Source organism: Flavobacterium sp. (assembly GCF_965277525.1).
Taxonomy (GTDB): domain Bacteria; phylum Bacteroidota; class Bacteroidia; order Flavobacteriales; family Flavobacteriaceae; genus Flavobacterium.
Genome location: NZ_CBDIDC010000002.1, coordinates 933,560 through 945,914 on the forward strand (window position 1 = coordinate 933,560; position 12,355 = coordinate 945,914).

Here is a 12,355-nt window from a genome sequence, read left to right on the forward strand (position 1 = left end):
ACCTGTTATTGTATAACGGGATTCTCTCTTTTTGCTTTTTGATCATTACATCCCGAAGTTTATTTAATTAAATCAGTGATGTACGATACAAAAAAAATACTCTTCTTTATTTTCATATTGTTTGCTCCATTTTTACTTCATGCGCAGGTATCTAATGACAGTTTGCGGGTTTTAAAAGAAGTGATCCTGAAAGGTAAACCTTACCAGGAAGTAATTCCGGTACAAAGTCTCTCCGGAAAATTACTTGAAAATTTAGCGAGCCATAATGTTGCAGATGCCCTAAGGTATTTTGCGGGAATCCAGATTAAAGATTACGGTGGCCTCGGCGGCCTTAAAACGGTTGATGTACGTAATATGGGGACACACCATGTAGGTGTTTTTTACGATGGCATACAATTGGGCAATGCACAGAACGGAGTTACGGATTTAGGGAAATACTCCTTAGATGATATGGAGTCCCTGACCATGTATAATGGCCAGAAAAGCGAAATATTCCAGTCGGCTAAAGATTTTGCAGCCGCTTCTAGTATTTACCTGAAAACAAAACGACCTGTTTTTGAAGGGAATAAAAAAACAAATTTACTGGTACGTTTCAAAACTATGTCGATCAATTATTTTGATCCTTCTTTTCGATGGGAACAAAAGCTGAGTGATAAAGTCAGCATGAGCGTGAGCTCAGAATACATCAAATCTAATGGAGAATATAAGTACAGGTACAAAAGAAACAATCTGGATGGAACGGTAGCATACGATACAACTGCCACCCGGCATAACAGCGATATAGAAGCACTACGATTTGAATCGGGCCTTTACGGAAAAATAAATAATGGTTCCTGGGATGCTAAAGTGTATTATTACGATTCAGATAGAGGAGCACCCGGAGCGATTGTAGAGAATAAATTTTCGGATGGCTTCAGGCAGTACGACAAGAATTTTTTCGCACAAGGTACTTTAATCAAGGATTTTACAAAAAAATATAAGTTTCAGGCGAAGGCAAAATACGCCTATGATTATACACACTATGTAGCCAGAGACACCACCAGCATATTAGGCGAAACAGTAACCGAAGGAGCACAATCAGATGATAGCTACTATCAGCAGGAATATTATTTCTCGGCGGTCAATATGTACAGCATATTACCTACATGGGATGTTTCGTTATCAACAGATTTCCAGTACAACAGATTAAATGCTGCCAGAAAAGGTATACAAACGTTGTTTTCTTATCCCCAAAGATATACGGCATTATTTGCTCTTTCAAGTTCTTACAGAATTGGAAATTTAAAAGTTTTGGGTAGTGTTGTAGGCACTCATGTACAGGAAGAAGTGCGTTACAATGCAAAAGCTCCTGACAAAACAGAACTTACTCCTGCATTATTTTTAGGATACACACCATTTAAAGACTATGATTTTAATGTAAGGGCCTTTGCAAAGCGTATTTTCAGAATGCCTACTTTCAATGATCTGTATTACACGATGGTGGGTTCCAGTACATTAAAACCGGAATACATGAATCAGTACGATGTTGGTTTTACCTATAATTTACTGGTGAATAAAGGTTTTTTTGATAAAGTATCTTTTCAGGTTGACGGGTATTACACCAATACCAAAGATAAAATTGTCGCAGCACCTACAGGAAATTTATTTCGTTGGATGATGACCAATATTGGACAAGTAAAAGGACAAGGAATAGAATCTGTAGTCAATATGGGAATGCATATTGGGAAAGTAAATTTGGCAGCAAATCTTACGTACACGTATTCTGAAAGTAGGGATTACACCAAATTTGCAGGTTTGGAATTATCATCTTATGGAGATCAAATACCGTATACTCCGTGGAATAGCGGATCCGGTATACTAAACGCTGATTACAAAACCTGGAATTTTAATTACAGCTTTATATACGTAGGGAAACGATACAATGGAAATGTCAACAATATAAGGGTAAATGAAGTTCAGCCTTGGTACACACACGATGTAGCGGTTCAGAAATCTTTTGCATTTCAGCAGTATAAAATGAAAGGTGCAATAGAACTTAATAACGCCCTCAATCAGCAGTACGAAGTCATTTACAATTATCCAATGCCGGGTCGTACCCTAAAATTTATAATCAGTATTGAGCTATGAAAAAGATCACAACAAAAGTAATCCTCAGTTTATGTATAGCGGTAGCTTTTATTTCCTGCAGAGAAGAAGAAACTATTTTTCCGTCTGCGGACAAAAGTGTCGCTGCACCCACAAGTGATGGAAAAATAGAAGGGTTTTATCTTCTGAATGAGGGTAATATGGGAATGAACAGGGCCAGTATAGATGTATTCAATTACAGAACCGGAAACTATACGACTGATATTTATTCAGAACGTAATCCTACAGTTGTAAAAGAATTAGGTGATGTAGGCAATGATATAAAAATATACGGTAACAAAGTATATGCTGTCATCAACTGCTCTAATAAAGTTGAAATCATAGACAAATGGACCGCAAAACGCATCAAGAAAATAGACATTCCCAATTGTAGGTATGTTGCTTTTTACAAAGACAAAGCCTATATCAGTTCTTATTCCGGTCCTGTAGCCATTAATCCGAATGCAGAAATTGGTTTTGTAGCCGAAATCGATACTACATCATTAGAAATAAAACGAAAAGTAACAGTAGGGTATCAACCGGAACAGATGGTAGTACGTAACGGGAAACTTTATGTAGCCAATTCAGGAGGTTACAGAGTGCCTAATTATGACCGGACAGTTTCTGTTATCGATCTTGAAACGTTTACCGAAACTAAAAAAATAGATGTGGGCATCAATCTCTACGGTATGCAGATAGATGCCAGAGGAGATATTTATGTAAGTTCCAGAGGAGACTATTACAATACACCATCGAATCTTTTTGTAATCGACAGCCAGACTGACGAAAAAAAAATGCAGCTTGATATTCCGGTTTCAGGAATGTGCCTGGTAGATGATTTGCTTTATTTCTATAGTGTTTCATGGAGCTATCTCACGAATAGTAATAAAGTCACTTACGGAATATTAGATACCAAAACAAAAAAAGTAATTAGCGATAAAGTCATTACAGACGGTACAGATAAAAAGATAATGATTCCGTATGGAATTCAGGTCAATCCGGAAACAAAAGAAATTTATATTACTGATGCACAGAATTATGTCGTAACAGGATACATCTACTGTTTTACGCCGGAAGGAAAATTAAAATGGAAAACAACAGCGGGAAACATTCCTGCACATATTGCCTTTATAACCAAAAATTAAACGAACAAAAACACTTTACTCTTTTATGATTACTTGCAATGACAGTTGTAATTAATTTAAAACTTTATAAACATGCAAAAAACTACTTTTAGAATTTTTAAAATCACATTATGCTCCGTTTTTTTATTGGGATTTATAGCCTGTGGAACGGATAGGGAAGACGATTTGGAAAATGAAAATCCGACAGACATACTGAAAGAAAACTACACAACAGACCGTTTTAAAGTGCTGAATATTATCCCGAATCTAAAAGGGAATCCACAAGTTACCTGGAGCATTAATGATTCTGTGATTTCACAAAGTGCAGAACTCGACTTTATCAGCCCTTATCTAAAGAATTATCCATTGACTTTAAAGGTAGAAAGCAATGGAGTAGTTAAAACATACACCTCTCTTATCAATGTGACCAAAGAGGCAATAAATTATAGTAAATACATATCAAATGTTTTGGATTTCCGTCCTGCTGTAGGTCAGTTTACCAACGGAATTCCGGAATATTTACCCGGAAACACAGCAGCCAATCTGATTAGTGCCGCAAAAAAAGCAATCGTTGGCTCTAACACCAGCATGATTTCATTAGGTGGTTTTGGAGGTTATGTCGTATTTGGGTTTGATCATACCATCCCGAATATGAACGGTAGGGATTTTAAGGTTTTAGGAAATGCTTTTTGGGGAACTGAAGCCGATCAGGAGCGTGCAGGATCTTGTGAGGCCGGAATTATTTTGGTTGCTTACGATAAAAACAAAAACGGAAAACCTGATGAAGATGAGTGGTACGAAATAGCAGGAAGTGAATATTTTAAAAACACTACGGTAAAGAATTACAGTATCACCTACTTTAAACCGGATCCCAACAAACTGCCGGTTGCAGGAGATCAATTCTGGCAAACGGATATAGAATATATTAAATGGCAGGACAATCAGGGTAAATCAGGGTATAAAACACAAAATGCGTTTCATGATCAAAGCTATTATCCCTTATGGATTGCTGAGTCATCGTATACGCTGAAAGGGACAAAAATAAAAGACAATTTTTACGATCAGAGTGGCGAAGGAAGTTATTGGGTAGGTAAATCTTTTGATTTTGGATATGCGGATAATGCTCCTAATAATGATGAAGCTGCTAATATTGATATCTCATGGGCTGTCGATAAAAACGGAAATTACGTAAAACTTCCCGGAATAGATTTCGTTAAAATATACACCGCAATCAATCAGGAAGCAGGTTGGCTAGGCGAAGTTTCTACAGATGTGTCAGGAGCTTACGATTTACACCTTAAATAATCCGCAGGGTGTAATTACTTCGAGGTACAGATTATAGATTACGCCCCATTTTTAAATTAATAATAAAATTAAACGATATGAAGAAAAATTACTTTCTGGTAATGATGTTACTTTTTGGACTACTTACGAATGCACAAGGAGCAGCTCAAAATGACATAAAACAAAAAGCAACAACTAATAGTCAGGTTAAAAAGAGCACTGCTGCTACGACGACTTTTAGCGATATTAAATATTGGGTAGGCACAGGTGCTAATCAGGCTGCATTTGTGGTACAATGGAATGACGGCAAAAATACCGATGCCTTAATCTGGGGTTTCAAGTGGGATGGTAACGCAACAGGCGAAGACATGCTCAAAGCAATAGCAAAAGCAGATCGTCGTTTTTTCTCTCTGCTTTATCCGTCAGCTCCCGGAGGAGGAACAGAGATAGGCGGATTAGGTTTTGACCTGAACGGTGTAAAATCAAAGGGACTTTATAAAGATGCCAACCTAACATATCCGCTATATCCTTCAAATGGTATTATAAATACCGGTACGTACGATTTTGATCAATATGTAGCCATAGATGCTGATGATCACTGGCAATCCGGATGGACAAATGGAAAATGGTCTTACTCAGTCAAAGAAGATACAGATAGTGATTTTAGTAATTCAGTCACAGACCTGACAAAACGTACTTTAAAAAATGGTTCCTGGGATGTATGGAATTATAAACCAAAAGATACTGACATTCCTGTTGCATCAACATTTATTCCGGTTACACCGTATGTGACAGCAACAGATTTTAGCAACGGATTCTTTATAGTCAACGAAGATTGGTTCGGACGTGAAAACGGATCAGTGAATTTTGTGAATAACAATGGTGATATTAACTACCGTGTTTATAGTACTGCGAACAACAATGAAGCTTTGGGAGTAACGGCACAGTATGGGACTATTTATGGGGATAAATTTTATTTTATTTCAAAACAGGCCGGAACAACCAGCGGCCAATACACTCCAGGTGGGCGATTGGTTGTTGCAAACGCACAAAACATGCAAAGAATTGCTAAATTTGATGTTATTGGCGGAGATGGACGTTCTTTTGTAGGCGTTAATGAAAACACTGGGTATATTGGGACATTAAACGGTATTTATTTGTTTGACATTTCGACTATGAAAGTAGGAAATTTGATTGCAGGTACTGCCGGACAGATAGGAAACATGATCCGTACTTCTCAGTACGTATTTGCCGCAAAACAAACCACAGGAATCCTGGTTATCGATCCGGCAACAAATACTATAATAAAAACGATCAGTGGCGCATTCAATTCAGTTGTTCAGGCTAAAGATGGAAGTGTTTGGGGAATTCTAAATCAGAAATTGATCAGGATTGATGCGGTAACTTTTGAAACAACAGAATATGCAATTCCGGCTACTACTAAATATACAGGATCCTGGGGAGCCTGGAATGCAGGGAGTTTTACTTATAGTAATCAACAGAATTCCTTATATTGGCTAAACGGGGCTAAAATTGTAAAATTTGATATCGATTCAAAAATATTTAATGAGAATTTTGTAACCATTCCGGGACAAACAGCAACTTACAAGCAGGTTCCTTATGGAGCGGCTTTACGAATTGATCCGGTTTCAGATAATTTAATTGTCAATACAACAGAAAACGGATATGGAGCACATTATCAAAAAAACTGGATTCATACTTTTGACAATTCAGGAAACTTAATAAATACTAAGATTTTAGATGATTATTACTGGTTCCCGGCCTTAACTGTTTTTACGGATAATGCAGCACCGGTAGTAAATACTACTCTTCCTTCTAAAGTTGCCATAAAAGATCCTGCTGTAATTGATTTAAAAACGGTGGTGAATGATACCGATAATTTATCGTTAGCGATTGTAAAATCAGTAAAATCAAACAATAATATTGGTGTTGTTTCTGCAACAATAAATACAAATGATGAATTGGTTCTGACACCTAGCGCTTTAGGGAATGCTACAGTTGTAATCAGTTTTAATTCTAATGGAAAAGTAGTTGAAAAATCTATTGAAGTCACTGTTACCAATAATTTAGGAACCGGAGAATTTACGAAATTGAAACTGGCTATTTACCCTAATCCTGTTGCTGAAATTTTGAATATTCAAACAGAGGATGAAATTTTGAATGTAACAGTTTACGATGTTTCAGGAAAATCAATTCAAACCAGAGTTGATAATAACCAGATCAACGTCAGCAATTTCACAAATGGATTGTACATCATCAATGTGGTGACGGACAAAGCCAATTATGTACAGAAATTCATTAAAAAGTAATCGAAATATTTATTTTTGAATAATTGAAAAACCCCTTTGCCAATTTGGTAAAGGGGTTTTTCGATTAAAAGAGGACTTACTTATAAAGATTTTAAAAAGGAAATATACTCTTCCGTGCTTTTTTCGATTATTTCAGGAGTTGGATGATGTTCCGCACCATAAAAAGCAAACAAAGGTTGGTAATCCGCTTTGACATAATCAAAAGTAATTTCAAACGGAGTGGTCAGTTGTCCTAAGGTGTATTTATACTTCCCATTGATACTGTAATCTTCTTTAGCAATACCGGCAGAAATAGCTAACGCAATTTTCTTGTTGGCGACTTTGTAACCACTTTTACTGCCATAGGCCCATCCATAGGTTAATACTTCATCAAGCCATTTCTTTAGTAATGGCGGAGAACTGAACCAGTAAAAGGGAAACTGAAATACAATGGTATCGTGACTTTCTATTAATTGCTGTTCCTTTTCGATATCAATCTTTTCGTCCGGATATAGGGCATGTAAATTATGTAAGGTATACTGATCAGGATATTGAATTAATTCTTCGATCCATCTTTTATTGATCATTGAGTTTTCAGGATGAGGATGAATTATAATGACAAGGGTTTTCATTTTACAAATATTAAAATTAACAGCTGCAAAGGTCGGGTTGTTACACAAATACGGCAATAAGGGACGAATTAATCCTATAGTGATAAATTAATCACCATGAATCTTTAATACAAAAAACTTCATTTGTCTGTACTTTTGTACTCTAAAAGAAACGAATATGTACCAACGAAAAATACCAATTGATTATAATTGCGGACTGAATGTAGCCATGGAAGTGGTGGGATCTAAATGGAAGTTTTGTGTACTGGATGAAATTTCAAAAGGTACAAAACGCCCCAAAGATCTGATACATGTAATCACCGGCATTACAAAACGGGTATTGCAAAATCAATTGAAAGAACTGGAATTTCACGGACTTCTGGGAAAAACAATTTATACTGAAATCCCTTTACGTGTAGAATATTTTCTAACAGAATCAGGAGAATCGCTTATGCCTTTGATTGTCGCTATTGATAAGTGGGGACTAGCATTTGCACCTCAGTTAAAAAAGATATTAGAAGATTAAATTCTAAAAACAGGAATTTAAAGGCTCCTTAAAAAAATCAGATTTCTCTCAAAAAGTGAAAATTAATAATTTAAAATATTAGTAAGTTATTGATTACCTTTATATAAACCATTTAATAAATCGTTTATGGAAAGTAAATCCGATGTCGAAAATAGTTTTTGGAATTTAAGCATTGATGATGCTTATCATAAGGTAACATCAAGTTCAAAAGGACTGGATGATTCAGAAGTTGCCAGAAGATTAAAACAGTATGGCCCCAATACCTTAAAAAACAATGCCAATACCTCCATGTTTATTCTGTTTCTCTCACAGTTTAAAAGCCCCATTACCATTCTGCTTATTGTTGCAGCGATATTATCAGCCGGTTTAGGAGATATTTCAGATACTGTAATTATTCTCTGTATCATTATATTGAGCAGTCTTCTTGGTTTTTGGCAGGAAAAAGGAGCGGCCAATGCTGTAAAAGAGTTGCTAAAAATGGTTCGCTTGCAATGTAGGGTAACCAGAAACGGAACATCAAAAGAAATCGCTGTCGAAGATGTAGTACCGGGAGATATTGTCACTCTGTCTGCAGGAGACATTATTCCGGGTGATTGTCTCATTTTAGATTCCAAAGAATTATTTGTCGATGAAGCCGCTTTTACCGGAGAAACCTTTCCGGTAGAAAAAGATAGTGGAGATCCGCTTCCGGCCAATACAGTACTTTCAAAAAGAAGCAATACTTTGTTTATGGGATCCAGTGTCATTAGTGGAAAAGCAACTGCACTTGTAATGGCAACCGGAAAACAAACAGAATTTGGGAAAATATCAACGACACTTCAGTCAAAAGCACCGGAAACAGATTTTGAACTCGGCATACGCAAATTTGGGTATTTGTTGATGGAAGTCACACTGATTTTGGTCATTATTATTTTTGGAGTAAACGTTTTTCTTCATAAACCAATCCTTGATTCCTTCTTATTTTCTCTCGCACTTGCAGTAGGTTTAACACCACAATTGCTTCCTGCTATTATTAGTGTCAATCTTTCGACAGGAGCCAAAAGAATGGCCAAATTGCAGGTTATTGTAAAAAGGCTTTCTTCGATCGAAAACATCGGAAGCATGAACATTCTTTGTTCAGATAAAACAGGTACCATTACCGCCGGAAAAGTAAACTTAAAAGATACTTTAGATATCGATGGAAACCACAATGACAAAGTATTAGAATATGCCTGGCTGAATGCCTCCATGCAACAAGGATTTAAGAATCCTATAGACGAAGCGATTGTTTTAGCTTATAAAGAAACGGCAAAAACTTTTACGGTACAATCTGAAATTCCGTATGATTTTATTCGAAAACGCTTAACCATAGTAGTCAAAGGAGACAAAGAAAATCTGGCGATTACCAAAGGCGCCTTGAACTCTGTATTAACGATATGCAGTCAGGCGGAAGTGGCTGACGGCAAATTGTCTAACATAGCCGATTCTAAAGTATCGATTCAGGCACAATACGAAAAACTAAGCGAAGCCGGTTTTAGAACTTTGGGCGTAGCATACAAACCCGTTAAAGATGCCGGTGATTTTAGTCGAGATGATGAAAAAGACATGATTTTCTTAGGTTTTATTACCTTATTTGATCCTCCAAAACCCAATGTAGAAGCCATAATTGCAAAGCTCAATACGTTAGGAGTAAAACTTAAAATTATTACCGGAGATAATGCTTTGGTAGCCAAAAGCCTCGCGTTGCAGGTAGGAATCAAAGATCCTAAAATATTGACTGGTGCCGAATTGCAAAAAATGACCAAAGCGGCATTAATGCATCGGGCAGTAAATACCGATATTTTTGCAGAAGTAGAACCCAACCAGAAAGAACGTATTATTTCGATCCTAAAAAGCGGTGGAAACGTAGTAGGTTTTATGGGTGACGGGATCAATGATGCTCCGGCACTTCATGCTGCTGATGTTGGAATCTCTGTAGATACAGCCGTAGATGTAGCCAAAGAAGCAGCAGATATTGTATTGCTAAGCCAGGATCTCGATGTACTGACAAATGGTATTATCGAAGGCCGAAAAACATTTACCAATACCATGAAATATATTTTTATGGCTACCAGCGCCAATTTCGGGAACATGTTCAGTATGGCGGGTGCCTCGTTATTTCTACCCTTTTTGCCCTTATTACCCAAACAAATTTTGTTGACCAATCTCTTAACTGATTTTCCGGAAATGGCCATCGCAACAGACCGTGTTGACGATCTTAATATACAGGCACCACAGCGCTGGGATATTTCTTTCATCAGGAAATTCATGGTTGTTTTCGGACTGTTAAGTTCTGTATTTGATTTTCTGATGTTTGGCGTTTTACTTTTTATTTTTCATGCCAAAGAAAAAGAATTTCAAACGGCATGGTTTATAGAATCAGTAATTTCGGCAACCTTAATCGTACTTGTTGTACGAACCAGATTACCATTCTTTAAGAGTCTACCGGGCAAATATCTGTCGATTGCAACTGCAATTATAGTATTGTTCGTTCTGGTACTGCCTTTTACACCGTTTTCAGGTTGGTTCGATTTTGTTAAATTACCTTTTATGCTATACGTATGGATGTTCTTGCTAATTGCTGTTTATATCATATCAGCAGAACTTGTGAAACATCAGTTTTATAAAGTAATGATGAAAAAACATCGAAAATACCGCTAAGGATTTTTTATCCTGTCCAAATGCTTAAGTGTTACTAATATCAAATAATTAATAAGCGCTAATTTCTTAGTATCTTAAAAATTAATTAAATATTTAACAGGTTTTGAAACCTGTTAGGATAACCTGTTTTTCGTTGCAATTAATTTATCTTTTATTTATGATTAAAATAGGATTTACTTCGGTAAAAGTGTTAAAATAATTAGTATATTTGATAAGGTTATTCGTTTTATCTACCATTAATACGGATAATATACCAAATCCCCCTTTTACTCAAATCCACAATACGCATAAAGCATTTTTTATTATCTAATACTCAGGTTACAATTTATTTTTTTAATTTAAATTAAATTCAGGTATGAGGTCATTTATGATAAATACTTTAATGGTAATTTTTAGTGTTCAGTCGGCACCTCTTGTGGCACAAACTATTGAACAAAATCAATTACCAACAGTATGGAGTCTTGAACAATGTATTGCTTATTCAAAGCAGGAGAACATTCAGATAAATACATTACGTCTGACAACAAAATCTACAGAACAGGATTTGTTGTTATCTAAAGCGGCTAAGCTTCCTAATCTTTTAGGGAGTGCCTCGCAAACCTTTACCAATGCCAAGAATGCAGATGTAGTCGTGGGTGGTTTTCAGACACAAGCCAGTTTTGCAGGTAATTATGCTTTAAATTCATCAATGGTTTTGTACAATGGCGGGTATCTGAATAATGATATAAAGCAAAAAGAATTATTCATTAAATCAGCTCAGTTTAATGCCGAAGCAGCAGAGAATGATATTACTGTATTGATTACACAATCGTATTTGACCATTCTTTTAGCCAAAGAAAACAGCGTTTATTTAAGTGAAATTTTAGAAACTTCTAAGGCACAACTCAAATTGGGTGAGCTAAAATACAATGCGGGAAGTATCGCCAAGAAAGATTTTGTTTTATTAAAAGCGCAGGTCGCCACAGACAACTATAATTTAATTGCTTCTCAGAATACCGAGCGCCAGAATGTTTTGACCTTAAAACAGTTATTACAACTTCCGTCAGGATATAATCTGAACATTCAGAAACCGGAAACCTTAGAAACTACTTTACCCGTTGTAAATTTAGAAGATGCTCAGAAAATAGCTTTAGAACAAAGACCTGAGGTAAAAAGTAGTCAGTTAGAAAAAGAAGCTGCTGATCTGGAATTAAAAAAATCAAAAGCAAGTTTTCTGCCTACACTTGGTGCCAGCGGCACACTGGCTTCCGGATATTCAGACAATCAAAATACGCCATATCCCACACAAATAGACAATAACTTTTACCAGCGTCTGGGACTTTCGCTGACTATTCCGGTATTTAATAACCGAATAGCGAAAACCGGTGTCGAAAAATCGAAGATCGCCATTGACCAGTCGAAACTGGATCTTACCAATACAGAAACCATACTTTCTCAAAAAGTAGAACAGGCGTATATTAATGTATTGAATGCGCAATCCCAGTTTACAGCTGCCGAAGAACAATTGGATGCCAATACAGAAAATTACCGCATTGCAAATGAACAATTGAGGTTAGGCGGAATCAGTACGGTAGATTATCTGCTGGAAAAGAATTTATACATTCAGGCATTTCAAAATTTCATACAAGCGAAATACAATGCCGTAGTGAGTCTAAAAATATATGATTTCTTTAAAGGAGATCCAATCAAACTATAAAA

8 protein-coding genes are annotated in these 12,355 nt (G+C 36.3%); 7 read left to right on the top strand and 1 reads right to left on the bottom strand.

Annotated elements, in window-relative coordinates; genetic code table 11:
- The first annotated feature begins 78 nt into the window (after positions 1-78).
- The 4 genes from ACQY44_RS06045 to ACQY44_RS06060 all read left to right on the top strand — a co-directional run bounded on the left by ACQY44_RS06045 (position 79) and on the right by ACQY44_RS06060 (position 6,862).
- Positions 79-2,127, top strand: a complete 2,049-nt coding sequence (locus ACQY44_RS06045; protein ID WP_428229496.1) for a TonB-dependent receptor — start codon at positions 79-81, stop codon at positions 2,125-2,127.
- A complete protein-coding gene (locus tag ACQY44_RS06050) occupies positions 2,124-3,269 on the top strand; it encodes a YncE family protein (RefSeq protein WP_428229497.1) in 1,146 nt (381 codons plus the stop codon). The genes ACQY44_RS06045 and ACQY44_RS06050 overlap by 4 nt, the downstream gene beginning before the upstream one ends.
- A gap of 72 nt (positions 3,270-3,341) precedes the next feature.
- Positions 3,342-4,553 (top strand): cell surface protein, encoded by a 1,212-nt coding sequence (locus ACQY44_RS06055; protein ID WP_428229498.1) that lies wholly within the window; start codon positions 3,342-3,344, stop codon positions 4,551-4,553.
- A gap of 77 nt (positions 4,554-4,630) precedes the next feature.
- On the top strand, positions 4,631-6,862 hold the full coding sequence (locus ACQY44_RS06060; RefSeq protein WP_428229499.1) for a DUF5074 domain-containing protein: 2,232 nt from the start codon (positions 4,631-4,633) through the stop codon (positions 6,860-6,862).
- 80 nt (positions 6,863-6,942) lie between these two features.
- Here the strand turns inward: ACQY44_RS06060 and ACQY44_RS06065 are convergent, their stop codons facing one another.
- The gene (locus ACQY44_RS06065; RefSeq protein WP_428229500.1) at positions 6,943-7,473 is read right to left on the bottom strand and encodes an NAD(P)H-dependent oxidoreductase; all 531 of its coding nucleotides are present in this window, start codon (positions 7,471-7,473) and stop codon (positions 6,943-6,945) included.
- A 157-nt stretch (positions 7,474-7,630) separates the two neighbouring features.
- Between ACQY44_RS06065 and ACQY44_RS06070 the strand changes: the two genes are divergently transcribed.
- The 3 genes from ACQY44_RS06070 (at position 7,631) to ACQY44_RS06080 (ending at position 12,353) form a co-directional block, all read left to right on the top strand.
- Positions 7,631-7,978, top strand: coding sequence for a winged helix-turn-helix transcriptional regulator (locus tag ACQY44_RS06070; RefSeq protein ID WP_428229501.1), 348 nt, complete (start codon positions 7,631-7,633; stop codon positions 7,976-7,978).
- A gap of 126 nt (positions 7,979-8,104) precedes the next feature.
- Complete coding sequence (gene mgtA / locus ACQY44_RS06075) at positions 8,105-10,657, top strand: magnesium-translocating P-type ATPase (protein ID WP_428229502.1); 2,553 nt, start codon at positions 8,105-8,107, stop codon at positions 10,655-10,657.
- 355 nt (positions 10,658-11,012) lie between these two features.
- Positions 11,013-12,353, top strand: coding sequence for a TolC family protein (locus tag ACQY44_RS06080; protein ID WP_428229503.1), 1,341 nt, complete (start codon positions 11,013-11,015; stop codon positions 12,351-12,353).
- Positions 12,354-12,355: the final 2 nt, after the last annotated feature.

Bases quoted from the DNA above. Each gene is read 5' to 3' on its own strand.
- ACQY44_RS06045 (WP_428229496.1), top strand. From the start codon at position 79: ATGTACGATACAAAAAAAATACTCTTCTTTATTTTCATATTGTTTGCT.
- ACQY44_RS06050 (WP_428229497.1), top strand. From the start codon at position 2,124: ATGAAAAAGATCACAACAAAAGTAATCCTCAGTTTATGTATAGCGGTA.
- ACQY44_RS06055 (WP_428229498.1), top strand. From the start codon at position 3,342: ATGCAAAAAACTACTTTTAGAATTTTTAAAATCACATTATGCTCCGTT.
- ACQY44_RS06060 (WP_428229499.1), top strand. From the start codon at position 4,631: ATGAAGAAAAATTACTTTCTGGTAATGATGTTACTTTTTGGACTACTT.
- ACQY44_RS06065 (WP_428229500.1), bottom strand. From the start codon at position 7,473: ATGAAAACCCTTGTCATTATAATTCATCCTCATCCTGAAAACTCAATG.
- ACQY44_RS06070 (WP_428229501.1), top strand. From the start codon at position 7,631: ATGTACCAACGAAAAATACCAATTGATTATAATTGCGGACTGAATGTA.
- mgtA (WP_428229502.1), top strand. From the start codon at position 8,105: ATGGAAAGTAAATCCGATGTCGAAAATAGTTTTTGGAATTTAAGCATT.
- ACQY44_RS06080 (WP_428229503.1), top strand. From the start codon at position 11,013: ATGAGGTCATTTATGATAAATACTTTAATGGTAATTTTTAGTGTTCAG.